The organism is Corallococcus exercitus, from assembly GCF_042231735.1.
GTDB classification, from domain to species: Bacteria; Myxococcota; Myxococcia; order Myxococcales; family Myxococcaceae; genus Corallococcus; species Corallococcus exercitus_B.
On record NZ_CP102577.1, the window covers coordinates 5991910 to 6017381 of the forward strand.

Below are 25472 nucleotides of genomic sequence, written 5' to 3' on the forward strand. Positions count from 1 at the left end.
GCCCACCGCGGGCTAGTTCCCCGCCGTCCCGCCCTCTTCCTGCCCGGGGACGCAGGGCAGGATGGCGCTGTGCCGGGTCGTGTCGCACGGCTTGCCCACCAGCCACCGTGACAGCAGGCGCACGCCGGAGGCGAAGAGGCCGTCGTCGCCCTTGTGCAGGGCCTCGAAGAGGGACTCGTCCAGCACCGACTCCTCCGGGTCGATGAGGAACTCCTCCGGCTCCAGCGGCTTGAAGAGGGGGTTCTGGTCGAACACCGTCTCCAGCGGGTGCGGACGCAGCCGGTGCCGGCCCTCGTGGGCCAGCCGGTCCAACGTCTCCACCAGGTGCGTCGCGTCCACCAGCGGGCGCAGCGCGGCCACGCCGGAGAGGCCCACGTGCTCCGCCATCAGCGACACGCGCACGCGGCGGATGGCGCGCGACACGTCGTCGCCGGGCCTCTCCGCCTCCCAGCTCAGGTTCAGCTCCGAGTCCAGCCCCAGGCTGCGGTTCGTCGTGTTCGCGGATCCAATGGTCATGAACGTGTCGTCCACGACGAGGACCTTCGAGTGGATGTACGTGAAGACGTCCGAGCCGTCCTCGTCCTTCGCCGCCGAGCCGTACACCGCGAAGCCGTGGCCCGTTTCGGAGGCCACCTCGCGCAGCGCGCGCAACAGGCGCACCTGGGCCACGCCCATGGCGATCTGCTCGCGCAGCGCTTCGGGCTGACGGGGCAGCACCAGCATCACCTGGAGCCGGGGCCGTCCGGCCGCGCGCATGCGCTTGACGAGCGCGTCGTAGATGGCGCGCGAGGAGAAGTACTGGTTCTCGATGTAGATGAAGCGCTCGGCCGCGGCGATGGCGTCCACGTACAGCGCGCGGATCTCCTGCACCTCCTCTTGCGGAGGCAGGAGGGTCTTTCCAAAGGTGCGGCTGATGGCCACCGGGCCCGGAGGCGCGGGCATCGTCGCTTCGAAAGTCAGGTCGTCCCGGTTCACGGGCTCCAGGTGGATCTCCCCACCGCCCGAGTGCGCCCAGCGCGCCTCGAACAGCTCCGCGAGCGGCTTCACCGCGGGGCCCGTCAGCACCGTCTGCACGTCGTGGTAGGGCCCGTGCGGGTCGCGGCCGGAGTCGCAGCGCAGCTTCGAGCACGCGGGGTGGTCCCGGTCGTCCCAGCGGCAGTCACACACGTCCATGCCGCCGGTGAAGGCCATCACACCGTCGATGACGACGAGCTTCTGGTGATGGGCTCCGTAGAGCGGGCTGGACGAGTCGAAGCGGAAGCGCAGCCGCTCGTTCGTGGTCCAGTTGAACAGCAGGTTCTGCATCCACTCGCGCTCCATGGCGAGCAGCATGCTGAAGTCCCAGGCGAGGATGTAGACGTGCAGCTCCGGGTTCTCCCGGCACATCTGATCCAACAGCGGCAGCAGCCGGACCTCGCCTCCGTTCGCCTCCTCCAGGTCCTCACCGCGTAGCAACGTCACGTCGCTGTCGAACTGCCAACCGGTGATGACGATGGAGCGGCGGGCCTTCCGGATGGCCCGATACAGCTCCCGGTAGTAATCCCGGGCGTCCACCAGCACGCCCGCGTCATGCGTTTCCGTCCGCGTCCAGCAGTTGCGTCCGGGGATGAGAATGGATTTCACGTCGGTCACCTGGCCTTGGAGTGGATCCCTGAGGTCGTCCGCGCCCGGCCGGCGGAAGCATCACCCCACGAACACAATGTGCTTGCCGGTCGCCAGCGTCATGTCGGTCGAGGAGACAACCTTGGCCACCTTGCGAGCCTCGCCGCCCACGGTGTCGAAGGCCGCGGCGATCAGGTCACCGAGCGTCACCTGCACGCGCTTCGCCTGCTTGCCAGCGGAGGACACGGCCTTGACCGTCTTCGCCTTCATCTGACGGGCCTTGCGCTGGATGGTCTGCTTCTGGGTCTTGGTCGCCATGGTCTTTGTCTCCTGAGGATGAAGTGTCTGCCCGTCTGCGTGGTGTGACGTACCGCCCCGTACCGCCGTGCTGCCCCTGCCCCGTCCCGCCCGTCCTGCCCCGTCCCGCCCGTCCTGCCCCGTGCTGCCCCGACCCGCCCTGCCCCGTCCCGCGTTGCTGCCCCGACCCCGTCCCGCCCGTACCGCCCCGTCCTGCCTTGCTGCCCCGTCCCGCCCTGCCCCGTACCACCCCGTGCTGCCCCGTCCCGCCCCGCCGCCCTGCCCGCCCACCGTCCCGCCCGTCCTGCCCTCAGACCCAAGAGCAACTGCCGTGCCGTCGCCCAACTCAGCGTTTTCCGAGGGAAGAAACCCGGAGGGACGCCCTGGGAACCTGGCAGGACTGTCTTTCTTTCAGCCCGGCTCCAGGTAGTTCCGCCCTCTTTCCTGCCCCACGGTCGCAGGCACACCCCGGCGCACGTCAGGCGCGGGACGGAGCGCTCCAACGCCGGTACAGCACACCGCCCACGCAGGGGTGGATGTGCGAGGAGTGGGGAAGATTCAGGGAGAGTGGGGCCCTGACGCGGGGCCGCCCGGGAAGGAGGGGGCCATCCAGGCGTCAGGGAGGTGCTTCCACCGGACGGCGCCTGCCCGGGGGGCGGCGCGCATCCGTCACGGCTCACACGGCTACTTCGACGGCGGCACCAGGACGAGGATGAGCTCGCCGCCCACGTGCTTGCCGGCCTTCTGGTACACGGCGCCCTGGCGGCCCAGCTCCACCTCCACGGAGGACTGGTTGGGGATGATGACGCGCAGCGTGGCGCTGCCGTCCTTCATGCCCAGCAGCTGGAGCGACGCGTTCGTCCCGTTGGGGAGCTTCACTTCCGTGGGCTTCTGGGCGCCCACCTCCACCGTGTCCAGCGACATGCGCTTGAAGGAGGTGAAGCTGAAGTTCTGCTTCTGGAACGCCTCCTTCATCTTGCCCAGCTCCGGCGGGTCCACCACCGTGCCCTTGTTGGAGGCCAGCACCACCTCCACCTGGACCTTCACCTTCTGCTCCTGCGCGAAGGCCACCGACGGCCCCAGCACCAGGCCCACGGCGAACAGCAGTGCCAGCACCGCCCACATCGGCTTCGTCATAGCGCTCCTCCGGTGGGCCGCGGCGGGACGGACGGAGCCGTCGCCGGCTGTCCTCCCTGGCCATCCGGCTCCACGCTCGAATCCTGGCCTTCCGCCGCGCCCGGCTTCTTCTGCCCGTCAGCGGCGCCCTTCACGGGCTCCGGGGCCTGCTCCTGCTCGTCCACCATCCAGATGATGGAGCCGCCACCCTCGGTCTCCATCACCACCGGGGCCACGCGGGCGCCCTGGTAGGACTGGATGGACTTCACCGTCATGCGCTCGGCGGCGTAGCCCTCCGGCGCGTTGTCGCGCAGCACCAGCGGCAGCGCCACCAGCAGCACCACCGCGGCGGTGGCCAGCGACGAAATCATCGCGGTGCGCTGGTAGAGGAACATCTCCGACAGGGCCAGCCGCAGCCGTTCAATGAGGGGCGGCTTCTCCGGCGTCACCCGGGCCATCACCTTCTGGGCGAAGTCCTTGAAGTCGACGTCGTCCACCGCCATGTCCAGGCCGACGCGGAGCAGCCCGGACTCGGCGCGAAGGTCCGCCGCGCGGCCCGTGCAATCCCGGCAGGCGGCCAGGTGCCGCTCCACGTTCACGCGCTCCCCGGGAGCGAGTTCACCGTCGATGTAGGGAGACAGGAGCGGTACGAAACGCTCACACGCGGGATTTCCGGCCATACTCTTCACCCTGCGGGCTGGTGGGAATTCGTCGGTGGGACGCGCTCGCCCCCACGGATATTCGAGGAGGCCTTTCTGGCATCCTCATTCGTTGCCCACCCCGCTCTTGGCTTCGTCCAGCTCCAGGTAATCTCCCAGGATTTTCTGCACCTTGGCGCGCGCGTGGAACAGGCGGCTCATCACCGTGCCCTTGGGGATGTCCAGCGTGCGGGCCAGGTCCTCGTAGGACATTCCCTCGATTTCGCGCAGCAGGAGGATGGCGCGGTGCTTCTCCGGCACCGTGGCCAGCGCCTCCTGGATCTTCTCCGCCAGCTCCTTGCGCAGGGCGCTCTTCTGGGGGTTCGTCCCCAGGCGGCTGCCCAGCGCGCCGATGCGGGCCTCGGAGAGGTCCACGTCCTGCGTCTCGTCGAACTCCACGGGCTCGCCGCTGCCCCGGCGCTTGCGCAGCACGTCGATGCAGATGTTCGACGTGATGCGGTAGAGCCACGTGTAGAAGGACGCGTCGCCCTTGAAGTGGTCCAGGTACTTGTAGACCTTGACGAACGCCTCCTGGGAGACGTCCATCGCCTCCTCCTTGTCCTTCAGCATTCCGAGCGCGACGGCGTACACCTTGCGCTGGTAACGCTCGACGAGGAGCTTGAAGGCGCGCTGGTCCCCGCTGCGGACGCGCTTGACGAGTGTGAGGTCGTCGGTGGCCAAGTGCGCGGCACCGTAGCACAGGCCACGCCAACCCCAAGGCTTTCGACGCGGCCCGTCGCTCCTAGAGGGAGCTGACGAGCGCGATGGCCGCCAGGGCCAGGCCCACCATGGCCAGCACCGCGCCGAAGACCATGCGGTCCCACTGGGCCTGGGTGACGGCGGAGTCCTCCGTGTCCTCGCCGGCCCGGAAGGCGTGGAGCACGTTCCAGAACATGCGGCCGCCCAGCCGCCGGTCCGTGCCGTGGCGGTCGCGGGGGTCGTCGTTCTGGAGCGGCTGGCCCTGGGCGTCCCGGCGCACGAAGGGGCCGGGCAGGGGCTGGTAGAGGCCAGGGGTGAGCGGGGCGGCCTGCTCGGAGTGGCGCACGTCGGGCGGGGGCTCCAGCCGGACGGCGTCCGCGCGCTCGCGGGCCTCCTCGGGGCCGGGCGCGTCCATCACCCACAAGCCGGCCTCCACGCCGTTCTGCCCGGTGTGGGCGTCCTGGAGATGGGCGAAGCCCTGGTCCTTGAGGGCCTGCTCGAAGGCGGCCCTGCCCTCCGGAGCGGGCGGGTGCTGGGCGGCGGCCTCCGCGTAGGCAGCGAAGAAGGCCCACAGGCGGGCCACCCGGTCCGACGAGGGCAGCGACGAGGGCCGCACCTGCGCGGCCAGGAGCGCCCCGTCCGAAGCGAAGCGCTTGCCCACCGCGAGCTGGCCGTCCAGGCCGTTCAGGTCGGAGGGGATGAGCGACTCCACGTCCAGCACCGGCCCGCGCGCCTCGCCCGCGCCCAGGTAGGGGCTGGCGGTGGTGGGGGCCGAGCCCGGCGTCCGGAAGCCGTCCCCGCCCTTGCGCCGGGGCGCCTGGGGGGCCGTGCCGGGGGACTCGAAGCCCGTGCCGGCGTCCGCGCGAGGCGCCCGCGTCGTGCCGCCCTTGTCGGTGCGCGGGGGCAGCGGGCCCCGGTTGGGCACGCCGACGCGGACCGAGCGCGCGCCCACGTCCTGGGGCGTGCCGTCCGCGCCGTCCGGAGAGGCGCCGGTCTCCAGGCCTTCGCCGCCGGGGAGGCCGGACTCGCCGCCCGTCTCCAGCCCCTCGCCGCCGGGGAGCCCCGGCTCGCCACCGGGCTCCAGCGGCGCGCCGCCGTCCGCTTCCGGCGGGAGGCCCACGGGTGGGGCCCCGATGCGGGTCCGGTCCCCGGGCGAGGTGGTGGGGGTGGAGGTCTCCATCCCGTCATCGAGGAACGGAGAGGCCGGCGCCGACGGCGCGGGCGCCGAGGGCCCACCGCCGGAGCGGGGCCCGCCGGGGCCGTGAGTCCCACCCACGCGGGGGCCGCGGATGTCGCCGACGTTTCCCATCCCTGGGATTCTCGCACAACGAGAACCCGGAGTTGCATGGGGGGCTACTCCCCCTCGTGATCCACCTCCACGGGGGTCGTCATCCCGTTGGCATCCAGACGGATGCGGTAGACGGCGTTGAGGCCGTCACCGTCCGTGTCCGCGCGGGCGAGGCAGGACACCTCCGGCTCGCCCACGGGGCTCTCCTCCACCCGCACCTCGTACTGCAGGTGCACGGCGGGGCCGGGCTCGAAGCCGATGCGGCGGAAGTCCTCGTGGTCCTTCGGGAAGGGCACGGCTTCCCCCCGCTGGGGCACGGGGACGGGAGAGGGCGCGATGGGCACGTAGTCGCCGTGCTCGTCACGGAAGCCCTGCACCGCGTCGCACAGGGCCAGCACCTGGATGCGGGCCTCGTTGGCCACCTGCTCCGGCGAAGCGGATCCGCCGCCCTTCATCGCCGGGAGCCGGACGATGAACACGGCGGTGGCGGCCATCGCCGCGAACACGGTGACGGCGATGCCCAGGCGCACGCCGGTGTTGCGCGGGCGCGCGGGCCCGGGCTCGGTGGACGCGGACATCAGGCCCACTCCCGGGGATTGCGCAGCACCTCCACCAGCCGGGCCTCCGGGGTGCCGGGCTCCGGGTGGTAGTCGTAGCGCCAGCGCACGCGCGGCGGCAGCGACATGAGGATGGACTCCGTGCGCCCCTGCGTCTCCAGGCCGAAGATGGTGCCCCGGTCGTAGACGAGGTTGAACTCCACGTAGCGGCCCCGGCGCACCTCCTGCCAGAAGCGCTGTTCTTCCGTCACCGGCGTGTCCTTGTGCTTCTTTGCGATGGGCAGGTACGCGGGGATGAAGCTGTTGCCGCACGCCTGCACGAAGGCAAACTCGCGCTCCAGGTCGCCGCCCATGTTCTCGAAGAAGAGGCCGCCCACGCCGCGCGCCTCGCCCCGGTGGCGCAGGTGGAAGTACGTGTCACACGCGGCCTTGAAGCGCGGGTAGTACGTGGGGTCGTGCGCGTCGCACGCGGCCTTGTGCACGCGGTGGAAGTGGGCCGCGTCCTCGTCGTCCAGGTAGTACGGCGTCAGGTCCGCGCCGCCGCCGAACCACGCGCGGCCGCCCTGGTGGATGAAGCGGTAGTTCGCGTGCACCGTGGGCACGTGCGGGCTTCGCGGGTGCAGCACCAGCGACAGGCCGCCGGCCCAGAAGGTGCGCCCCTCGCCCTGGAGCTTCTTCGCGAAGGCCTCCTCCAGCTCGCCGTGGACGATGGAGATGTTGACGCCCGCCTTCTCCAGGACGGCGCCCTCCTCCAGCACGCGGCTGCGGCCGCCACCGCCGCCCGGGCGGGTCCACGCGTCCTCGCGGAAGCGGCCCTGGCCGTCCAGCTGCTCCAGCGCGCCACAGATGTCGTCCTGGAGCTTCTGGATGAAGGCGGCCATGCGCCCCTTCAAGCCCTCCACGTCCACCGTCGCCGTCATGCCCGTTGTCTCCCTGTCGCGGGTTGAACGGGCGGAAACACTACTAGGGGCCCTGGGCGGACGGGGCCTCGAAGTCCACGGGGGGCGTGGACGGCGCCAGGTTGCCCGCTGCATCGAAGGCCTCGATGCGCGCGCGGTAGCTGCGCCCGTCCTCCAGCGAGAACGCCCCACCGCAGGCCTCATGGCCCAGATAAGCGGTGTTGCCCTGCACGGGCAGCAGGTACTGCTGGGGGGAGAGGCCCAGGCGGCGCGGCGACAGCTTCACCACCAGGAAGGCGGGGCTCTCCTCGCGCAGCGCCAGGTTGAGCTTCACGAACCGCGCGATGCCCTGGGGCGAGCGGCGCACGAAGCCCTCCGACACGGCGGGGCGCTTCACCCACTTGGGGGCCTTGGAGTCCGGCCCCTTGCCGCTCAGCCATGAGGGCTGCGCGCCCACCTGGCCGTTGAGGAGGGAGACGTTGGGCAGCACCTCCTGCAGGTTCAGGAAGTAGCGCTTGTCGGCCTTCATCGGCTCCGCGAGCTTGAGGATGATGGTCGCGCGGCCCAGGGAGCTCTCCCAGCCCTTGGTGACCTTGAGCTTCACCTCGTGGTCGGTGGAGACCAGCTTCAGCGGCTTGCCCACCAGCCCCAGCACGGGCGACTTCGCGGTGCCCACGCCCTCCAGCAGCAGGCGCATGTTGGTGGGGACGATGCCCCCGGGCGCGGGATACAGCTGCACGCCGTCCCCCGTGCACTGGGCGGAGGCGGTGGCGGCGGACAGCAGGGCAGCGGCGAACACGAGGGCGCGGAACACGATGCCGCGCAGTGTGCGCCGGGAACGGCCGCCAGGGAAAGTCCCTGGCGACCCGCCCCTCAGTGCCGGGGGTTTTCGTCCTCGTCCAGCGGGAGGGTGCCGAAGCGCGCCTCGTAGCGCTGCACGTTGTCCTGGAGCGCCTTCAGGAGGCGCTTCGCGTGGCGCGGGCTGGTGATGATGCGCGAGCGCACGCGGGCCAGGGGCTGCTGCGGCTGGACGTAGAGGAAGTCCAGGACGAACTCCGAGTCCGTGTGGTTCACCAGGACCAGGTTGCTGTACTGGCCATTGGAGACCTCTTCGCTCATCTGCACCTGGAGCTGCACTTCGGGGGGCTTCGTCGGAGTGTCCGCCATGAGGCAGGCGGCATAGCGCCTGAGGCCCGCCGTGGCCAGTGTCCTCCCCGTGAGCACGCGCTGGCGGGACATCGACGGGGAGTCCACCGCGCCCTTCGCGCTGGGGCGGGGGCCGGACGCCTGCCTGCTCCTGCATGGCTTCACCGGCAGCCCGTGGGAGGTGCGCCCCCTGGGCGAGGCCCTGGCGGCGCGGGGCATGCGCGTCGTGGCGCCCCGGCTTCCGGGCCACGGCACCACGCCGGAGGCGATGCTGGACGTGGACCACCGCGACTGGCAGGCGTGCGCGGACGACGCGCTGGCCTCGCTCTCCGGGTACCGCCGCGTGTTCGTCGCCGGACTGTCCATGGGCGCGCTCCTGGCGCTGCGGCTGGCCGCGCGGCAACCGGAAGCCGTGCACGCGCTGGCGCTGGTGGCGCCCGCCATCCGCTTCCGGGGCGCGCGCATGGCGCTGGTGCGCCAGCTGTGCCGCACGCCGCTGCTCGAGTGGACGACGCCGTGGGTGGACAAGGGCGGCACGGACATCTCCGACCCCGCCACGCTGGCCCAGGCGCCGGTGCTGCCCGCGTTCCCGGTGGCCCGGCTGCGCGACCTGTGCACCCTTCAAGACCTGGCGGTGGTGGACGCGCCCCGGGTGAGATGCCCGGTGCTGGTGGCCACCGCGGAGCAGGACCACGTGGTGGACCCGGAGGGCGGACGCTGGCTCGCGCGGCGGATGACGGCGTCCCCGGCGGTGCGGCTCGTGGCCTACGCGGAGGGCTTCCACATCATCCCGCGCGACGTGTGCGGGGCCCGGCTCTCCGAGGAGGTGGGGGACTTCCTCCAGCCCTGGCGTCAGCCCTCGGCGCGGGACGACGACCTCAGGAGCCAGCCTGATGGGCTGGCGCAAGACGCGCCACCGCCGTGAGCAGCTCCACCGCGTCGAGCGGCTTGGTGACGAAGGCGCTGAACCCCGCGCGCAGGGCCCGGTCGCGGTCCTCGCGGCGCGCGGCGGCGGTGACGGCGAGCGCGGGCACACCGCCTCCGGAATCCCACGGCAGCGCGCGCAGCCGGTACAGCAGCGAATAGCCGTCCTCGCCGGACAGCGTCACGTCCGTCACCAGCACCGTGGGCGGGGAGCGGCGCACCTCGTCCATGGCGTCGGTGACGTTGGTGGCGGTGAGCACGTGCGCGCCCACGCGGGTGAGCAGCACGGACATCCACTCGCGCGCGTCCGGCTGGCCGTCCACCACCAGCACGCGCTGGCCCTCCAGCTCCGGGAAGCGCGGCAGCGTCAGGCCCTCCACGGGGCGAGGCTCGCGCGAGGAGCCCGGCGCCCTGCCCACGCGCGCGTTCGGCAGCACGACGGTGAACGTGGCGCCCTTGCCTGGCCCTTCGCTGGCGGCCGTCACCGCGCCGCCGTGCAGCTCCACCAGGTGCCGCACGATGGACAGGCCCAGGCCCAGGCCGCCGTGCTGGCGGCTCACGCTGGTGTCCGCCTGCTGGAAGCGCTGGAAGAGGAGGGGCAGGAAGTCGGGCGGGATGCCCTCGCCGTCGTCGCGCACCACCAGCTCCGCGCCCTCGTCGCGCGTACGCGCGGACACCGTCACGTGGCCGCCGGGCGGGGTGAACTTGATGGCGTTGGAGAGCAGGTTCCACACCACCTGCTGCAAGCGGTCCGGGTCGCCGAACAGCGGCACGCCGTCCGCGTCCACGGAGACGGTGAGCGTCAGCTCGCGCGCGAGCGCCGTGGGCCTGACGGCGTCCAGCGCCGCCTCCACCACGCTGCCCAGCTCCAGCGGCACCCGCTCCAGGCGCAGCCGGCCGCTGGCGATGCGGCTGATGTCGAGCAGGTCCTCGATGAGCTGTCTTTGCGCGCGGGCGTTGCGCTCGATGGCCTCCACCGCGCGCTGGCGCTTGTCTTCACCGAGCAGCCCCTGCCGCAGCATCTGCGACCAGCCGAGGATGGACGTGAGCGGCGTGCGCAGCTCATGGGACACCGTGGCGAGGAACGCGTCCTTGGCGCGGCTGGCGGCCTCCGCGACGCTCCGGGCCGCGCGCTCCTCGTCATACAGCCGCGCGCGGTCCAGCGCCTGCGCGCACAGCCGGCCCACCGTCAGCAGGAAGGCGTGCTCCGCCGCGTCGAAGTCGCGCGCGTCGCCGAAGCCCAGGCCCAGCGCGCCGAACACGCGCCCGCCGCTCACCAGGGGCACCGCCGCCCACGCCGCCAGGGTCCGCTCCAAGGACAGCTGCGCGAGGCGCGGGTAGCGCGCCAGGCACTCCGCCCACGAGCCCAGCGCGCAGGGCTCGCGCGTGCGCGTCACGTCCGTGAGGGGACACGTGGCGGAGGCCTCGAAGCGCTGCCAGCCCTCCAGCTCTCCCGGGGAGAAGCCATGCGCGGCGGCGCGCTCGAAGACGTCCAGGGTCGCGCCCTCGGGCACCACCACCAGGCCGGTGAGGGCGCCCATCGCGAGGGCGCCTTCACGCGCGGCCACCTCCACCACCTGCGCGGGGGTGAGCGCCTCGGAGAGCGCGGCGGTCATCGCCTGCAGGCGTTCCGTGCGCCAGGCCGCGGTGGTCCACGCGGCGCGGCGGGTGCGCACGAGCTCCGTCACGTCCACCGCGAAGGCGAGCACGCCCTCCACCTGGCCCTTCGTATCGCGGCGCGGCAGCAGGGAGAGGTTGAAGAAGAGTTCCTCGTCCGTGGGGCGCGCGCGGGCGGAGGCCTCACGCAGGTGCAGCGCTTCGCCGGTGGTGAAGACGCGGTCCCAGGCTTCGTGCCAGCCGGGGCCCTCCAACAGGGGGCAGGCCTCGCGCAGCGGCAGGCCCACCCGGCCGTGCGTGTCGAGCAGCGTCAGGCGCGTGGAGGTGCTGAACTCGATGAGGTGGACGGGGCCGCGATAGAGGCCGAAGAAGGCGGGGAGCTGCTGAAGCAGCTCATGCAGCCGCGGGGGCACGCCGCCGGGCGCCGCCACCCAGCCGGCTTGGGCATCGCTCATGTGTGTAGCCCCCCCCACCCCGGCGGAAGACAGGGCTTCCGGCGAGAAGAGGTGACCATCAAACACCGGGACGTGCCGCATGGCACGAAAAGCAACCCGGACAACCTGCCAGGTGTCATGGGCTGAGCGCTCCCTGGCGCTGCTGGCGTCCAGTAGCGGGCATCCGTCCCGGCCAGGCGCGGAAACGCTCCCGGACGCCGGGCATCGGCTATGTCGGATGCCCGGCATGCCTTCCTCTCCTTCCGATTCGCCTCTCGTCGAGCTGCGCGCCGTCACCAAGTCCTACGCGGAAGGCGATTCCGTGCGCGAGGTGCTCTCCGGCACGTCGCTCGCCCTGCACCGGGGCGAGTTCGTGGTGCTGCTGGGGCGCAGCGGCTCCGGCAAGTCCACGCTGCTCAACCTCATCAGCGGCATCGACCAGGCGACGCACGGCGAAATCCGGGTGGAGGGCCGCGACCTGGGGCGCATGCCGGAGCGCGACCGCACCCTGCTGCGCCGCGAGCGCATCGGCTTCATCTTCCAGGCCTTCAACCTGCTGCCCACGCTGACGGTGGAGGAGAACGTGCGGCTGCCGCTGGAGCTGCTCGGCCGCCCGGGCGCGGAGGCCAGCGCGCGGGCGCGGGAGCTGCTGGGCCGCGTGGGGTTGGGGGCCCGCGGGAACAGCTTCCCGGACCGGCTCTCCGGCGGCGAGCAGCAGCGCGTGGCGGTGGCGCGAGCGCTGGCCCACGCCCCGCCGCTGCTCCTGGCGGACGAGCCCACGGGCAACCTGGACGAGGAGACAGGGGGCCAGGTGCTGGACCTGCTGGAAGGGCTCACGCGGCAGGGCAACGCGTGCGCGCTCATCGTCACGCACGAGCCCGCGATGGCGGCGCGCGCGGACCGCGTGCTGACCCTGGAGCACGGACGGCTGGTGGACCGCCCCGGCGGGCGCGGCCGGGGGACGACGTCATGAGGGCGCTGCTCGCGCGCTCCAGCCTGCGGCACCTGGGCGGACACCCGTGGCTCACGGCGCTGTCGCTCCTGGGCATCGCGATGGGCGTGGCGGTGGTGGTGTCCATCGACCTGGCGAGCGGCAGCGCGCTGCGCGCCTTCGAGCAGTCCACGGACGTCGTCGCGGGCCGCGCCACGCATCAAATCACCGGCGGCACGTCCGGCCTGCCGGAGGCCGTCTACACGGCGCTGAAGCTGCGGCCGGACGCGCCGGACGCGGCGCCCGTGGTGCAGGGCTTCGTGCAGGTGGAGGGCGGCAACCAGCGCACGCTCACGCTGCTGGGATTGGATCCGTTCGCGGAAGCCCCCTTCCGGGACTTCTCCACCGGGAACGCGGTGGGCGACGTGGGCGCGCTGCTCACGCGGCCCGGCACGGTGGTGATGGGTGCGAAGACGGCGCGGGCCCTGGGCGTGAAGGCCGGGGACCCGCTGCCGGTGACGGTGACGGGGCTGCGCCGGGAGCTGCGCGTGTCCGCCCTGCTGACGCCGGCGCAGGAGACGACGGAGCGCGCGCTGGAGTCGCTGCTCATCGCGGACATCTCCACCGCGCAGGAGGTGCTGGGCCAAGAGGGCCGGCTGACGCGTGTGGACCTGCGCTTGAAGGGCGGAGAGGCCCAGGCCGCGCCGCTGCGTGCCGCGCTGCCGCCGGGCGCGGAGCTGGTGCAGACGTCCGGGCGCGCGGGCACGGTGGAGCAGATGACGCGCGCGTTCCGCACCAACCTCACCGCGCTGTCGCTGCTGGCGCTCGTGGTGGGGATGTTCCTCATCTACAACACGATGACGTTCTCCGTGGTGCAGCGGCGCGGGATGCTGGGCCGGCTGCGCGCGGTGGGCGTGACGCGCGGCGAGCTGTTCGCGGTGGTGCTGGGGGAGGCCCTGCTGCTGGGCATCGTGGGCACCACGGCGGGGCTGCTCCTGGGCATCCTGATGGCCAGCGGACTGGTGGGCCTCATCACCCGCACCATCAACGACCTGTACTTCGTGGTGAACGTGCGGCGTCTGTCATTGGAGCCGTTCACGCTGATCAAAGGCCTGAGCCTGGGCCTGGGCGCGACGGTGCTCGCGGCGCTGGTGCCCGCGTGGGAGGCGGCGCGGGCGGCCCCGGTGACGGCGCTGCGGCGCTCGACGGTGGAGGACGTGTCACGCAACCGGGCGCCCCGGCTGGCGGTGCTGGGGGTGCTCATCCTGGGCATCGCGGCGGCGGTGCTCGCGTGGCCCACGCAGGCGCTGCTGCCCGCGTACGCGGGACTCTTCGCCGTGCTGCTGGGCAGCGCGCTGCTGGTGCCCTGGGTGACGGAGAAGCTGACGGTGGCGTCGGCGCGGCCCCTGGGCGCGCTGTTCGGTCCGCTGGGGCGCATGGCGGCGCGCGGCGTGACGGCGAGCCTGTCGCGCACGGCGGTGGCGCTGGCGGCGCTGATGGTCGCGGTGGCGACGACGGTGGGCGTGGGCCTGATGGTGTCCAGCTTCCGGGGCACGGTGGCCGCGTGGCTGGAGTCCGCGTTGCAGGCGGACGTGTTCGTGTCACCGCCGTCGCTGGTGGCGCGGCGCGGGGACTCCTCGCTGGTGCCGGGGCTCGCGGAGAAGCTGCGGTCCACCCCCGGCGTCGAGGCGAGCGGCTCCATCCGGGTCATCCACGTGCGCATCAACGACGTGGACACGGACCTGCTGGCGGTGGACTTCGCGAAGGGGCACGAGCGGACGTACCGCTTCAAGGAGGGGCGCGCGGAGGACGTGTGGCGGCAGCTGGACGCGTCACCGGACGCGCTCATCGTGTCGGAGCCCTTCGCGTTCCACCGGAACGTGCACGCGGGCGACACGCTGCGCGTCGCGACGGACAAGGGGCCGCACGACTTCCGCGTGGCGGGCGTGTACTTCGACTATGGCTCGGACGTGGGCACGGTGCTGATGCCGCGCGCCACGTATGAGCACTGGTACGAGGACCGGGGCGTGTCCGGCCTGTCCCTCTTCGCCGCGCCCGGGCAGGACGTGGACGAGCTGGTGGCCCGGGTGCGCGACCGCGCGGGCGGTGAGCAGGCCTTGAACGTGCGCGCGAACCGGGCGCTGCGGCAGGCCTCCATGGAGGTGTTCGACCGCACCTTCACCATCACGCAGGTGCTGCGCCTGCTGGCCATTGGCGTCGCGTTCGTGGGCGTGCTGAGCGCGCTGATGTCATTGCAGCTGGAGCGGGCGCGCGAGTTCGCGGTGCTGCGCGCGACGGGGCTCACGCCGGGACAGCTGTGGGGCATGGTGTCGCTGCAGACGGGGCTCTTGGGATTGCTCGCGGGGTTGTTCTCCATCCCGCTGGGCCTGGCGTTGGCGTACGTGCTGGTGCACGTCATCAACCAGCGCTCGTTCGGGTGGACGTTGCAGCTGGTGGTGGCGCCCGGCGTGGTGGGACAGGCGCTGGTGCTGGCCCTGGTGGCGGCGGCGCTCGCGGGGCTGTACCCGGCGTGGCGCATGGCGCGCGCGAACCCGGCCATGGCGCTGCGGGAGGAGTGAGGCATGGGGCGGGGACTCGTCATCGGGGTGGTGTTGGTGCTCGCCGCGCTGGGCGTGGCGGTGGGCGTGGTGCTGCGGGACACGGAGGACACCGGGCCCGGGAACGCGAGCGGCATGACGGTCGCGTCCGCGATGGGCGGCAACGGCAGCATGGAGGGCTACGCGCGCGCGACGGAGCCCCGGCCCTTCCGCTTCCCGGAGGACCACGGCCCCCACCCCGACTTCCGCACCGAGTGGTGGTACTGGACGGGGAATCTAGAGACGCAGGACGGGCGGGCCTTCGGCTACCAGTTCACGCTGTTCCGCAGCGCGCTGTCGCCGGAGAAGCCGCAGCGCGAGTCCGGCTGGGGCACGCGGCAGGTGTTCATGGGGCACTTCACGCTGACGGACGTGAGCGCCGGGCGCTTCCACGTCAGCGAGCGCTTCAGCCGCGCGGCGCAGGGGCTCGCGGGCGCGGACGGGACGCCGTTCCATGTCTGGCTTCAGGACTGGGACGTGCGCGGCGAGGGCCCGGACGGCACGTGGCCCATGCACCTGCGCGCGCAGGGCGACGGCGTGACGCTGGAGCTGACGCTGGACCAGGGCAAGCCGCCGGTGCTCCAGGGTGACCGGGGCCTGAGCCAGAAGGGGCCGCAGCGAGGCAACGCGTCCTACTACTACTCGCTGTCGCGCATGCCCTCGCGGGGCACGGTGTCGGTGGACGGGCAGTCGGTGCAGGTGAAGGGCGAGAGCTGGATGGACCGCGAGTGGAGCACCAGCGCGCTGAGCGGGGACCAGGTGGGCTGGGACTGGTTCGCGCTCCAGTTCTCCGACGGCAGCGAGCTGATGCTCTACCAGCTGCGCAAGAAGGACGGGACGACGGATCCGTTCAGCGCGGGCACGTACATCCCCGCGACGGGGGAGGCCGTGCACCTATCGGCCGAGGACATGAAGCTGGAGCGGCGCGGTACCTGGAAGAGTCCACGCGGTGGCGAGTACCCGGCGGGCTGGCGCGTCCAGGTCCCGAAGGTGGCACTGGAGCTCACCGTGACGCCCAAGCTCCCAGACCAGGAGCTGCCGGTGCTGGTGCGCTACTGGGAGGGCGCGGTGACGGTGGACGGCACGCGCGAGGGCAACCCCGTGCAGGGGCGCGGCTACCTGGAGATGACCGGGTACGCGGACTCTCCCCGGAGCGACGAGACCGTCCGCAGCCGCACGCCGTGAGTCAGCCCCGGGCGGTCCGCCCCATCTGGAGGTCGTAAGCCTCGCGCAGGTACGGGCGCAGCACGTAGAACGTCTCGTGGCTGGGATTGAGCACGCTCAGCCAGAACATCCGCGCATGGACCGGGTGCGGCAGGAGCACGTCCAGGGCCGTGAAGTCGACGTTCGGGTGGGGCTCCGGGAACAGCTTGTGGAAGCTGTCCTTGCCCACGCACAGGTTCAGCCGGAACACGCCCGGGCGGTCCAGCTTCGAGTGGTGGTCGAGCTCCGTGTCCCGCGTGACGATGGTGGCGAAGGGGTGCTGCCGCTCGTCTCCCGCGAAGAAGAAGACGTCCGGCGTCCGCGCATCCATGTGCACGTCCCGGAACGCATCCCGGATATACGCCGCCAGGGCTTCCAAACTGATGGCTCCCGTCATGCCCACCTCCCCGAAGTCGGACCCGGACAGGTCTAGCATGCGCGGAAACGCCTGGGGCATTCTCCCCTCTCGGTCTTTGGGGGGCTTCAATCCATGCCATTCTCGGACATGTCCGCGGTTGCCTCACGCCTGTTGCTGGGCCTGACCCTCGCGCTCGGGGCGGGCGCCACGGCGTGTGGCGGTGAAGACGACGGCCCCAGCTGCACGGTGGGCAGTCCCCAGTTCCAGTCGGACCTGTACTTCGGCCGGAACCGCGTGGGCGGCGAGCCCGTCAGCGAGGCCGAGTTCCAGGCCTTCGTGGACGCGTCCGTCACGCCCCGCTTCCAGGACGGGCTGACCGTGTATGACGCCTACGGGCAGTACCAGCTGGAGAGCGGTGAGGTGGTGCAGGAGCGGACCAAGGTCATGGTGCTGCTGCACGACGGCAGCGCGGCGCGCTCGGCGGACATCGACACCATCCGCGAGGAGTACAAGAGCCAGTTCCGCCAGGAGTCGGTGCTGCGCATCGACTCCCAGCCCTGCGTCGCGTTCTAGGCCGCGAGGCGTTCCCGGAGCGCCGCGGCGCCGCCGCGCTCCAGCCATGCATCGAACGTGAGCAGGCCCGGTGCCAGCCGCCGCAGCGCCGGGATGTCCGCGTTCCCGGCCACCCACCCCTCGTCAATCATCTTCACGAGCTTGCGCAGCATCGGGACCGCCGCGAGCACCTCCGGCGAGAACCGGGCGTAGGAGAGGGCCGTCCCGGTGGCCCGGCTGATCTGCTCCGCCAGCTGGTCGCCGGTGAGCGAATCCCCCGCCAGCTCCAACGAGGTCCCCACGTAGGTGCGCGGATCCGCGAACACGCGCGCTGTCAGCACGCCGATGTCCTCCGCCGCGATGAACTGCATGGGCTGGTCCGGACGCATGAAGAACTGGAGCCCACGCGGGGTCAGGCCAAACTCCGGCACCAGCAGCAGCTCGAAGAAGGTCCCCGGCCGCACGATGGTCGCGCGGAGGCCGCTCGCCCGGACGTGCTCCTCGATGCGCCACTTGCTCTCGAAGTGGCCCACGCCCGAGCCGGGACGCAGCCCCAGCACCGACGTGTAGACGAAGTGCTCCACGCCCGCGGCCTTCGCCGCGTCCGCGATGTCCTTGCCGAAGCGGACCTCGTCCTCGTCCGTGAAGCCGTAGTGCACCTGTGGCGAGGCCGGCTGGATGCTGAAGACGCCGTACGCCCCCGCGACCGCGCGGTCGAGCGACGCGCGGTCCCCCATGTCCCCGCGCACCAGCTCCGCGCCCGCGGCTTCAAGCGCCCGGGCCTTCGCGCTTGAAGGGGCGCGCACGAGCGCACGGACCCGCCAGCCGTCCCTCAACAGGGCCCGCGCCGTCGCGCCTCCCTGCTGTCCTGTCGCGCCCAGCACCAACACGGTCTCGCTCTTCGTCGCCATCCGGTCCTGCCTTTCGCTTGCTAAGCGGAGGGTTGCTCCGGTTGAATACGGAGCTATCCTCCGTTTTTCAAGTGAAGGCGAAGCACGCCCAGAATCCGCCGGTGGAGGACGTGAAGGGCGGAGCCTTGCGCGCGGACGCGCGGCGCAACCGGGAGCGGCTGCTCGCGGCGGCGCATGCCGTGTTCTCCGAGCGTGGCGCGGACGCGTCACTCGCCGACGTGGCGAAGCAGGCGGAGGTCGGCATTGGCACGCTCTACCGCCACTTCGATTCGCGGGAGGCGCTGCTCGCCGCGACGTGCGACGAGCAACTCCTGACGCTCGCGAAGAAGAGCCGCGAGCGCTCGGAGTCCCAGCCCCCACTGGAAGCGCTGCGCGTCTACCTCACGGAGCTCGTGCACTGCGCGGGCATGTACAAGGGGCTCGCGGCGTCGCTGGGCATCGTCCTCAAGAACCACACGGCGGGCTGTGACGCGACGACGGCCGAAGGGCAGCGCCTGCTGGAGGCCGCCCAGCGCGCGGGCGAGGTGCGAAGCGACATCCTCCTGGATGACGTGGTGTGCATGGCCATGGCCATCTCGCTCGCCGCCGCGGAGAACGCCTCGGACCTCAAGCGCATCCCCCGCCTCACGGGGATGTTCTTCGACGGGCTGCGCTGCCGCCCCGAGCCCCGCGGCGCGCGGCACCGGTGACTCCGGCGGTCCTCAGCCTTCCGGGATGCACGGAGGCCTGGCCAGGCCTTCGGGCATGAAGTCCATCCCTACGAATGAGAAGGCGAGAATCCCGCGGGCCGCCCTGTCGGCGGCGTGCTTGCCCAACTGGTCCGACAGTCGGACCAGTTGAGCTGGCGCGGTCCCGGAGCGCGGGCTTCCGGGTCCATCCGGGCCGCAGGCGTGTCAGGGGGAAGGTGTACAGCAAGGATGCCCGGGGGCTTAGATGCCGGCATGAACGTCCTCGTCACCGGGGCCACCGGCCTCATCGGCAACGCCATCGCGCAGCGGCTCGTGAAGCAGGGGAACTCCGTGCGCGCGCTCGTGCGCGACCCGGCCCGTGCCGCGAAGCTGCTCCCTGCTTCCGTGCAGCTCTTCGCGGGTGACGTCACGTCCCCGGGCACCCTGCCCGCCGCCATGCAGGACGTGGAGCTCGTGTTCCACGCCGCGGGCATGCCGGAGCAGTGGCAGCGGGATGACTCCATCTTCGACCGCGTGAACCGCCAGGGCAGCGTGAACGTCCTGTCCGCCGCGCACGCCGCGAAGGTGCGCCGCGTCGTCTACACCTCCACCATGGACGTCTTCGCCGCGCCCCGGGGCGGCGAGCTCACCGAAGCCAACATCGACCCGCACCCCAAGCCCACCGCCTACGAGCGCTCCAAGCAGGACGCCGAGCGCGCCGTGGAGGCCATCCGCCAGCAGGGCCTGGACGTCGTCTTCGTCAACCCGGCCGCCGTCTACGGCCCCAGCCCGGTGCACGTGGGCCTCAACTCCTTCTTCATCCAGCTGCTCAACAAGAAGGCCCCGCTGCTGCCGCCGGGCGGCATGTCCGTGGTCCACGTGGACGGCTGCACCGACGTGCACCTCGCCGCCGCGAAAGCCGGCGTCAACGGCGAGCGCTACCTCGTCGCCGACCAGTACGTCAGCACCGCGGACCTCGCGCTCGCCATCAGCCAGGCCGCCGGAGCCGGCAAGCCGCCCGCCGTCGCGCCCGTCTTCCTCATGGAGGCCCTGGCCCGCGTGTCCGCGCCGCTCGCGCGCGTATTCCCCTTCACGCCGCTCGTCGCGCCCGGTCAGCTGTCCTTCATGCGCTGGGAGGCCCGCGTGAACGCGGCCAAGGCGCAGCGTGAGCTGGCCTTCCGCCCCACCCCGCTCCCGGATGGCGTGGCCCACACCGTGGCCTTCCTGCGCGACCAGGGACTCGTGCCCCGGGCCTGAGAAGAACATGGGGGTCCGTCCCACAGGGATGACGGACCCCCACGCGTGCTGCCGCCTGCGACCTCCAAAGTCCAAGGATGGAGACGCCGCGCAAGGCAGGGAACCGGGTGGGCCACGCCTCACCCTGCCGAAGCTTTCGTTCGATGGGCAGGCGGCCAATGCCTTCCCACCCAATGACATGCATCCGGATTCCTCGGGCTCCCGTAGCCGCCTTCGCGCACGGGCTCGCCCGCCTGCCCCCCGGCCCGGGGCACGGCGCCCCGTGCGCATTCTTCGACACGGGGTGTCGACACGCGACGGGAGGACCACCTTTCAACGCACACACGTCCTTCACGGGTCCGATCCCCGTGAAGGACGCTCGGGCCCCGTAACCCCTCTCACCACGGAGTGACACCATGGCTTTGCTATCGACCCTGCTGAGCGCGTTTGGCGCCTCTCGCCGGAGCGTCTTCACCGGCGGCGGTTGGAACCGGGGACGCAGCGCCTATGGCCGCCGTCCCATCGGCTACGGCTACCGGGGACGCCAGTCCTCCGGCATGGGCGGCTCCCTGGGCCGGATGGTCCTCGCGGGCCTGGGCACCTACGGCCTGCGCCGCCTCATGAACAGCCGCTCGCGGTCAGTGGGGTATTAGCGGGCCGCCGTGCGCGGGTGGCGCCGGGAAGTACCGTGGACTTCCCCCGGTCAGGCGCCCCCCCACGGCACCCCCACGCAGGCACGGGAGCGTTCCACGGACAGCTCCCGGTGCCTGACACCTCGCACGCGCGGTCCGTGCGGGCGCCTCCGCTTGGAGTAGGGTCCCCTCTTCCGTGTCCGGCCACTGGCCGACGAAAGAGGCTCCGCACGCATGGCGAAGGCGAAATACGTCCTGGCCCTGGACCAGGGCACCACGGGGACCCACGTCTCCATCCTCGACACCCGGTTGCAGGTGGTGGGCCGCTCCTACAAGGAGCTGCCCCAGCACTTCCCCAAGCCGTCGTGGGTGGAGCACGACCTGATCGACATCTGGAACACCAGCGAGTGGTGCATCGCGCGCGCCCTCAAGGACGCCGGCCTCACCGGCCGCGACATCGCCGTGGTGGGCATCACCAACCAGCGTGAGACGACGGGCCTCTGGGACCGCGAGACGGCCGAGCCCCTGGCCCGCGCCATCGTCTGGCAGGACCGCCGCACCGCGGACATCTGCCAGCGGCTCAAGGCCGAGGGCGTGGAGCCCCGCGTGCGGGAAGTGACGGGCCTGGTGCTGGACCCCTACTTCTCCGGCACCAAGCTCACCTGGTTCTTCAACCACCTGAAGGGCGCGAAGAAGCGCGCCGAGCGCGGCGACGTGTGCTTCGGCACCATGGACTCCTGGCTCGTCTTCAAGCTCACCGGCGGCACCGCCCACGTCACGGACGTGTCCAACGCCAGCCGCACGCTGCTCATGGACCTGCGCACGCTCAACTGGGACGACGAGCTGGCCTCGCTCCTGGGCGTGCCGCGCGCGTGCCTGCCGGAGATCCGCGGCAACGCGGAGGTGTACGGCACCACGCGCGGCATGCGCAGCCTGCCGGACGGCATCCTCGTCGCGGGCATGGCGGGGGACCAGCAGGCGGCCCTCTTCGGGCAGGCGTGCTTCAACCCCGGCGAATCCAAGTGCACCTACGGCACCGGCGCCTTCCTCCTCATGAACACCGGCACCCAGCCGGTGCGCTCCACCGCGGGGCTGCTCACCACGGTGGCGTGGAAGCTGGGCAACACCACGCACTACGCGCTGGAGGGCAGCTCCTTCATCGCGGGCGCCGCCGTGCAGTGGCTGCGCGACGGCCTCAAGGTCATCAAGAAGGCTCCGGACGTGGAGGCGCTGGCCGCCAGCGTGAAGGACTCGGGCGACGTCGTCTTCGTCCCGGCGCTCGCGGGCCTGGGCGCGCCGCACTGGCGCCCGGAGGCGCGCGGCCTGTTCGCCGGCATCGACCGCTCCACCACCGTGGCGCACCTGGCGCGCGCGACGCTGGAGGGCGTGGCCCTTCAAATCCACGACCTGGCGGAGGCCATGCGCCGCGACAGCGGGCGGGACATCCCCACCTTCAAGGCGGACGGCGGCGCGGCGGCCAACAACCTGCTCATGCAGTACCAGGCGGACCTGCTGGGAGTGCCGGTGGTCCGCCCGCGGAATCTTGAGACCACGGCCCTGGGCGCGGCCTTCCTGGGCGGCCTGGGCGCGGGCGTGTGGACCAGCCCGGACGCCATCCGCCGGGCCTGGAAGGCGGACCGGACCTTCAAGCCGAAGATGAAGCCCGAGGTCCGCGCGCGCCACCTGGAAAAGTGGAAGCAGGCGGTTTCGCGAGCGTGAAGTGACACACCGAAGCCCGGCGGGTTGAACGCGCCGGGGCTTCCATCGGGCGGGGGAGCGGGTAGAACGGCCGCCATGGCCTACGACCGCACGTTGCTCTCCCCGGATGCGCTCCAGACCTTCCTCACCCAGCACCCCGCCTGGAAGCACGAGGGCGGGATGATCCGCCGCACCTATGAGGCGCCCTCGTTCCTGGAGGGCATCGCCTTCGTGGAGCGCGTGGCGAAGGCGGCGGAGGCGGCGGACCACCACCCGGACATCGACATCCGGTGGCGCAAGGTGACGCTGGCGCTGGTGACGCACGACGCGGGGGGCCTCACGTCCCGCGACACCTCCCTGGCGGCGGAGGCGGACCGCCTCTTCGGCGAAGGGGCCGCTGTCCGGTGACTCACGGCGTGCGCGGTACCCTGGCGGCCCTGGCGTGCGCGGTGTCCCTCACCGCGCCGCCGGCCTCCGCCCAGGACGAGGTGCCCACGGAGCCCCGCCCGGAGCGTCTGTATTTCAACTCCGGCGCGCTCCTGGGGTCGGCGCGCATGGTGGGCCTGGGCGGCGCGTACGTGGGCATCGCGGAGGGCGCGGCGGGCGTGTCCAGCAACCTGTCCGCCCTGGCCCAGCGCAGCCCCGCCCTGGAGCGGGACTGGGACCTGGGCGTCACCCTGTCCTGGCTGGACCTGCCCTTCACCGGCACCAAGCGCCGGGACGTGGACAACGACGGCCTGGCCGACGAGTCCGTGGACAACCGCCAGCTGCTGGGCGCGCTGATGTTGCAATACAAGCGCTTCGGCATCGGCTTCCTGTGGCGCAACAGCCGCACGGGCTACTGCATCACCCTGGGCTGCCGGGGCGAGGGCGAGAAGCTGCGCGTCTCCCTCACCCAGTCCGTGCTCGCGGGCTCCGTGGCCTTTGGCCAGGACGACTTCATCCTGTCGCTGGGCATCTTCTCCGCGCAGGCCAGCTTCAGTGAGATGGGTGACCAGTCCTGGCGCTACGGCGACACCGGCGTGGCGGTGGACATGCTCTACCGTCCGCACGGGCGGCCCTACCGCATTGGCGTGGCGGTGCGCCCGGAAGTGGTGGCGGGCTGGCGCCGCGACGACGGCCAGAGCCCCTTCATCGCGGGCCGTCAAATCCACGCGGCCGTGGTGTCCCCCGCGGTGCTGTCGCTGGGCGCCAGCTGGCGGCTGGGCGAGGGCGCGCACCGCTACAACCGGCTGTCCCCCGCCGCCCGGCGGCAGCTCCAGGTGGACGGGGACGCGCTGCCGGTGCCGGAGGAGGAGCCCCGCGACGCGCTCGCCGGCCGGTGGCTCATCACCGCGCAGGTGGACCTCATCTCCAGCGTGAGCAACGCGGTGTCCTCGCGCTCGTTCGCCACCGCCGCGGAGCCGCAGTTCGTGGGTGACACCGCCACCTTCCAGCCGCGCCTGGGCGCCGAGTGGGACACCTTCCCGGGCCTCCTGCGCCTGCGCGCGGGCACCTGGCTGGAGCCGTCCCCCTTCCCGGACCGCAACCCCCGGCCCCACCTCACCGGCGGCTTCGAGCTGTTCGTGCTGCGCTACTGGGAGGACTGGGCCATCACCGCGTCGTTCGACCTGGCGAGCCGCTACTCCAACTGGGGCGTCTCCATCGGCTTCTGGCGGTAGTGTCTGGCTTTGATCGCCGGGTGGGTAAACGCGAGGACCTCATGGGTGCTCGCGTCCCCCATCCACGGCGCCGCGAACCCCACTCGCACCGTCCGACAGCGGGCGGCCGAGCAACCTTCCGTGCCGGATTTGCCGGTGTGGGATGGCATGCGAACCCTGCCGTACACGGAGGGGATTCCATGTATCTGGGGCGGGGGTGGCGCCGGACTGTCGTGGGTGCGACGGTGCTGGGTTTCGCGATCGGCGGAGGGTGGGGGTGCGGGGGCGGGGCGGAGACGCCCGATCCGGACACCTGCCAGGACTCGAAGATGGGGTGTCCCCCCGCGGATCAGCCCGCGGTGCCGGGCGACGTTCCGCCCCCGGGCAGCGGCACGCAGCCGCCGCCGGGCAATGAGAACCCCCAGACCCAGCCGCCTCCGGTCAAGGAGCCGGAGAAGGTGCCACCCGCCTCGGGAGCCACGCTGTGGCTGGCGAAGGAGGGCGCGGCCCAGGACGACCTGGCGCTGGACCTGGCGGTGGACGCCACCGGGGACCTCTTCACCGCCGCCGTGCACGGCTACGACGACCTGGAGGCGCGCACCCCCACGGATGACGCCGTGGAGCTGGTGCTCACGCGGCGCTCCGGCGCGGGGCAGACGCTGTGGACGCACGCGTACGACGTGCGCGTGGACCCCACGCCCGAAGCGCTGCGCGCCGACGTGCACGCCCGCGTGGCGGCGGACGGCTCGGGCGGCATGCTGTTGGCCGGCAACATCCAGGGCACGGTGGACCTGGGCACGGGCAAGCTCAGCAACGGCGCCATCGTCGCCAGGCTGTCCGCGGACGGCGCGACGCTCTGGGCGCACCGGGTGCCCGGCGAGCTGACGGTGAAGGACGTGGCGGCGGACGCGGAAGGCCGGCTGTACGTGGCCTATACCGCGCCGGGTTCGGTGGACCTGGGCAACGCGGTGAAGGGCGCGGCGGCCGGCGTGGCGGTGTTCGCGCCGGACGGCACCGCGGAGCGCGCCTTCGCCGTGGGCAACGCGGAGTCCGAGGGCGCGGGCGCCGAGCCCCTGTCCCTGTCACCCGGCGCGGACGGCAGCGTGGCGGTGGCGGGGCGCTACGTGGGCACGGTGCGCTTCGGCACCAACGTCACGCAGGGGTCCGGCTCGGGCAGCCCCTTCGTGGCGCTGTACCGGGGCAACGGCGCGCTCGGCTGGGCGAAGGTGCGGCCGGGCGTGAAGGGAAGCGTCCGGGACGTGAGCCGCGACGCCGCCGGGGACGTGGTGGCGGGCGGCGACTTCCAGGGCAGCTTCTCCTGGGCGGGCGCGTCGCTGAAGGGCGCCTCCAGCCCCAGCCCCTTCGTGGTGGTGACGGGCGCGGACGGCACCGAGCGCTGGGCGCGCGACCTGGGCGTGGACGCGTCCGTGCAGGGCGTGGCCATCCACTCCACCGGCGAGGTGCTGGTGGTGGGCTACACGTACTCGTGGCTGGAGAACGGCACCACGGGCACGGACGGCCTGGGGTCCGCGCAGCTCTTCACCCAGCGCTTCGACCCCACGGGACAGCCCCTGGCGTCACGCCTCTTCCTGGGCGCCACGCCGGAGGCTCGCGGCGAGCTGTACGGCGTGGAGGCGGTGCCGGCGGTGACGTTGATGCCGGACGGTGACGCGGTGCTGTTCGGCTACACCGACCGCGTCACGGACTTCGGCGTGGACAAGCTGAGGCCCACGCGCGGCGACGTCTTCCTGGTGCGCGTGAAGTACTGA

Annotated in this window: 25 protein-coding genes; 12 read left to right on the forward strand and 13 right to left on the reverse strand. The window is 72.1% G+C overall.

Translation table 11 applies throughout. From position 1 onward, the window contains the following. Nucleotides 1–12: 12 nt before the first annotated feature. The 10 genes from NR792_RS23595 to NR792_RS23640 all read right to left on the reverse strand — a co-directional run bounded on the left by NR792_RS23595 (nt 13) and on the right by NR792_RS23640 (nt 8323). Nucleotides 13–1623 (reverse strand): phospholipase D-like domain-containing protein, encoded by a 1611-nt coding sequence (locus tag NR792_RS23595; RefSeq protein ID WP_375754931.1) that lies wholly within the window; start codon nt 1621–1623, stop codon nt 13–15. A 60-nt stretch (nt 1624–1683) separates the two neighbouring features. Then, nucleotides 1684–1920 (reverse strand): chaperonin, encoded by a 237-nt coding sequence (locus NR792_RS23600; RefSeq protein WP_171438659.1) that lies wholly within the window; start codon nt 1918–1920, stop codon nt 1684–1686. 663 nt (nt 1921–2583) lie between these two features. Next, nucleotides 2584–3036 (reverse strand): hypothetical protein, encoded by a 453-nt coding sequence (locus NR792_RS23605; protein ID WP_120530572.1) that lies wholly within the window; start codon nt 3034–3036, stop codon nt 2584–2586. Continuing rightward, the gene (locus NR792_RS23610; protein ID WP_375754932.1) at nt 3033–3695 is read right to left on the reverse strand and encodes an anti-sigma factor family protein; all 663 of its coding nucleotides are present in this window, start codon (nt 3693–3695) and stop codon (nt 3033–3035) included. Before NR792_RS23610 ends, NR792_RS23605 begins: the two co-directional genes overlap by 4 nt. Nucleotides 3696–3779: 84 nt before the next feature. Next, the gene (locus NR792_RS23615) at nt 3780–4394 is read right to left on the reverse strand and encodes a sigma-70 family RNA polymerase sigma factor (protein WP_120530574.1); all 615 of its coding nucleotides are present in this window, start codon (nt 4392–4394) and stop codon (nt 3780–3782) included. Nucleotides 4395–4455: 61 nt separating this feature from the next. Further along, nucleotides 4456–5592: an Immediate early protein ICP0 gene (locus tag NR792_RS23620; protein WP_375754933.1), complete on the reverse strand. Its 1137-nt coding sequence runs from the start codon at nt 5590–5592 to the stop codon at nt 4456–4458. Between the two features lie 173 nt (nt 5593–5765). After that, on the reverse strand, nt 5766–6278 hold the full coding sequence (locus NR792_RS23625) for a hypothetical protein (RefSeq protein ID WP_375754934.1): 513 nt from the start codon (nt 6276–6278) through the stop codon (nt 5766–5768). Next, nucleotides 6278–7177, reverse strand: coding sequence for an oxygen-dependent coproporphyrinogen oxidase (gene hemF / locus NR792_RS23630; protein WP_375754935.1), 900 nt, complete (start codon nt 7175–7177; stop codon nt 6278–6280). Before hemF ends, NR792_RS23625 begins: the two co-directional genes overlap by 1 nt. Nucleotides 7178–7220: 43 nt before the next feature. Next, a complete protein-coding gene (locus NR792_RS23635; protein ID WP_375761683.1) occupies nt 7221–7973 on the reverse strand; it encodes a hypothetical protein in 753 nt (250 codons plus the stop codon). Between the two features lie 56 nt (nt 7974–8029). Continuing rightward, nucleotides 8030–8323, reverse strand: a complete 294-nt coding sequence (locus NR792_RS23640; RefSeq protein WP_375761684.1) for a DUF3467 domain-containing protein — start codon at nt 8321–8323, stop codon at nt 8030–8032. Nucleotides 8324–8393: 70 nt separating this feature from the next. Between NR792_RS23640 and NR792_RS23645 the strand changes: the two genes are divergently transcribed. Beyond that, a complete protein-coding gene (locus tag NR792_RS23645; protein ID WP_375761685.1) occupies nt 8394–9227 on the forward strand; it encodes an alpha/beta hydrolase in 834 nt (277 codons plus the stop codon). Here NR792_RS23645 and NR792_RS23650 read toward each other — a convergent pair. Beyond that, nucleotides 9181–11298 (reverse strand): ATP-binding protein, encoded by a 2118-nt coding sequence (locus NR792_RS23650; RefSeq protein WP_375754936.1) that lies wholly within the window; start codon nt 11296–11298, stop codon nt 9181–9183. The genes NR792_RS23645 and NR792_RS23650 overlap by 47 nt on opposite strands. 226 nt (nt 11299–11524) lie before the next feature. On the opposite strand from NR792_RS23650, the gene NR792_RS23655 reads away from it, so the two are divergent. Genes NR792_RS23655 through NR792_RS23665 form a run of 3 tightly spaced genes read left to right on the forward strand, consistent with a single transcriptional unit; the run spans nt 11525 to nt 15990 of the window. Next, entirely contained in the window at nt 11525–12250 is a 726-nt protein-coding gene (locus NR792_RS23655) for an ABC transporter ATP-binding protein (protein WP_375754937.1), read from the forward strand. Then, nucleotides 12247–14787, forward strand: a complete 2541-nt coding sequence (locus NR792_RS23660) for an FtsX-like permease family protein (RefSeq protein ID WP_375754938.1) — start codon at nt 12247–12249, stop codon at nt 14785–14787. Before NR792_RS23655 ends, NR792_RS23660 begins: the two co-directional genes overlap by 4 nt. A gap of 3 nt (nt 14788–14790) precedes the next feature. Continuing rightward, on the forward strand, nt 14791–15990 hold the full coding sequence (locus tag NR792_RS23665; protein ID WP_375754939.1) for a lipocalin-like domain-containing protein: 1200 nt from the start codon (nt 14791–14793) through the stop codon (nt 15988–15990). Between the two features lies 1 nt (nt 15991). Here NR792_RS23665 and NR792_RS23670 read toward each other — a convergent pair whose 3' ends face one another. Then, a complete protein-coding gene (locus tag NR792_RS23670; protein ID WP_375754941.1) occupies nt 15992–16405 on the reverse strand; it encodes a DUF6194 family protein in 414 nt (137 codons plus the stop codon). A 93-nt stretch (nt 16406–16498) separates the two neighbouring features. On the opposite strand from NR792_RS23670, the gene NR792_RS23675 reads away from it, so the two are divergent. Further along, on the forward strand, nt 16499–16939 hold the full coding sequence (locus NR792_RS23675) for a DUF3574 domain-containing protein (RefSeq protein WP_375754942.1): 441 nt from the start codon (nt 16499–16501) through the stop codon (nt 16937–16939). Here the strand turns inward: NR792_RS23675 and NR792_RS23680 are convergent. Further along, nucleotides 16936–17829, reverse strand: a complete 894-nt coding sequence (locus tag NR792_RS23680; RefSeq protein ID WP_375754943.1) for an NmrA/HSCARG family protein — start codon at nt 17827–17829, stop codon at nt 16936–16938. The genes NR792_RS23675 and NR792_RS23680 overlap by 4 nt on opposite strands. A gap of 71 nt (nt 17830–17900) precedes the next feature. Between NR792_RS23680 and NR792_RS23685 the strand changes: the two genes are divergently transcribed. The 7 genes from NR792_RS23685 to NR792_RS23715 all read left to right on the forward strand — a co-directional run bounded on the left by NR792_RS23685 (nt 17901) and on the right by NR792_RS23715 (nt 25472). Continuing rightward, complete coding sequence (locus tag NR792_RS23685) at nt 17901–18518, forward strand: TetR/AcrR family transcriptional regulator (protein WP_375754944.1); 618 nt, start codon at nt 17901–17903, stop codon at nt 18516–18518. A 252-nt stretch (nt 18519–18770) separates the two neighbouring features. Next, nucleotides 18771–19754, forward strand: a complete 984-nt coding sequence (locus NR792_RS23690; RefSeq protein WP_375754946.1) for an SDR family NAD(P)-dependent oxidoreductase — start codon at nt 18771–18773, stop codon at nt 19752–19754. A gap of 395 nt (nt 19755–20149) precedes the next feature. Next, nucleotides 20150–20386: a hypothetical protein gene (locus NR792_RS23695; protein WP_375754948.1), complete on the forward strand. Its 237-nt coding sequence runs from the start codon at nt 20150–20152 to the stop codon at nt 20384–20386. Between the two features lie 213 nt (nt 20387–20599). Continuing rightward, nucleotides 20600–22084, forward strand: a complete 1485-nt coding sequence (gene glpK, locus NR792_RS23700) for a glycerol kinase GlpK (RefSeq protein WP_375754949.1) — start codon at nt 20600–20602, stop codon at nt 22082–22084. A 75-nt stretch (nt 22085–22159) separates the two neighbouring features. After that, nucleotides 22160–22471 (forward strand): 4a-hydroxytetrahydrobiopterin dehydratase, encoded by a 312-nt coding sequence (locus tag NR792_RS23705; protein ID WP_375754950.1) that lies wholly within the window; start codon nt 22160–22162, stop codon nt 22469–22471. Nucleotides 22472–22479: 8 nt separating this feature from the next. Continuing rightward, a complete protein-coding gene (locus NR792_RS23710) occupies nt 22480–23724 on the forward strand; it encodes a hypothetical protein (protein ID WP_375754951.1) in 1245 nt (414 codons plus the stop codon). A gap of 308 nt (nt 23725–24032) precedes the next feature. Next, a complete protein-coding gene (locus NR792_RS23715) occupies nt 24033–25472 on the forward strand; it encodes a hypothetical protein (RefSeq protein WP_375754952.1) in 1440 nt (479 codons plus the stop codon).

Excerpts from the sequence above, each read along its gene's own strand:
- NR792_RS23690 (WP_375754946.1), top strand. The coding sequence starts at position 18,771 with ATGAACGTCCTCGTCACCGGGGCCACCGGCCTCATCGGCAACGCCATC.
- hemF (WP_375754935.1), bottom strand. The coding sequence starts at position 7,177 with ATGACGGCGACGGTGGACGTGGAGGGCTTGAAGGGGCGCATGGCCGCC.
- NR792_RS23715 (WP_375754952.1), top strand. The coding sequence starts at position 24,033 with ATGGGGTGTCCCCCCGCGGATCAGCCCGCGGTGCCGGGCGACGTTCCG.
- NR792_RS23610 (WP_375754932.1), bottom strand. The coding sequence starts at position 3,695 with ATGGCCGGAAATCCCGCGTGTGAGCGTTTCGTACCGCTCCTGTCTCCC.
- NR792_RS23670 (WP_375754941.1), bottom strand. The coding sequence starts at position 16,405 with ATGACGGGAGCCATCAGTTTGGAAGCCCTGGCGGCGTATATCCGGGAT.
- glpK (WP_375754949.1), top strand. The coding sequence starts at position 20,600 with ATGGCGAAGGCGAAATACGTCCTGGCCCTGGACCAGGGCACCACGGGG.
- NR792_RS23620 (WP_375754933.1), bottom strand. The coding sequence starts at position 5,592 with ATGGAGACCTCCACCCCCACCACCTCGCCCGGGGACCGGACCCGCATC.
- NR792_RS23600 (WP_171438659.1), bottom strand. The coding sequence starts at position 1,920 with ATGGCGACCAAGACCCAGAAGCAGACCATCCAGCGCAAGGCCCGTCAG.
- NR792_RS23605 (WP_120530572.1), bottom strand. The coding sequence starts at position 3,036 with ATGACGAAGCCGATGTGGGCGGTGCTGGCACTGCTGTTCGCCGTGGGC.
- NR792_RS23640 (WP_375761684.1), bottom strand. The coding sequence starts at position 8,323 with ATGGCGGACACTCCGACGAAGCCCCCCGAAGTGCAGCTCCAGGTGCAG.
- NR792_RS23675 (WP_375754942.1), top strand. The coding sequence starts at position 16,499 with ATGCCATTCTCGGACATGTCCGCGGTTGCCTCACGCCTGTTGCTGGGC.
- NR792_RS23655 (WP_375754937.1), top strand. The coding sequence starts at position 11,525 with ATGCCTTCCTCTCCTTCCGATTCGCCTCTCGTCGAGCTGCGCGCCGTC.
- NR792_RS23705 (WP_375754950.1), top strand. The coding sequence starts at position 22,160 with ATGGCCTACGACCGCACGTTGCTCTCCCCGGATGCGCTCCAGACCTTC.
- NR792_RS23625 (WP_375754934.1), bottom strand. The coding sequence starts at position 6,278 with ATGTCCGCGTCCACCGAGCCCGGGCCCGCGCGCCCGCGCAACACCGGC.
- NR792_RS23695 (WP_375754948.1), top strand. The coding sequence starts at position 20,150 with ATGGCTTTGCTATCGACCCTGCTGAGCGCGTTTGGCGCCTCTCGCCGG.
- NR792_RS23665 (WP_375754939.1), top strand. The coding sequence starts at position 14,791 with ATGGGGCGGGGACTCGTCATCGGGGTGGTGTTGGTGCTCGCCGCGCTG.
- NR792_RS23680 (WP_375754943.1), bottom strand. The coding sequence starts at position 17,829 with ATGGCGACGAAGAGCGAGACCGTGTTGGTGCTGGGCGCGACAGGACAG.
- NR792_RS23660 (WP_375754938.1), top strand. The coding sequence starts at position 12,247 with ATGAGGGCGCTGCTCGCGCGCTCCAGCCTGCGGCACCTGGGCGGACAC.
- NR792_RS23650 (WP_375754936.1), bottom strand. The coding sequence starts at position 11,298 with ATGAGCGATGCCCAAGCCGGCTGGGTGGCGGCGCCCGGCGGCGTGCCC.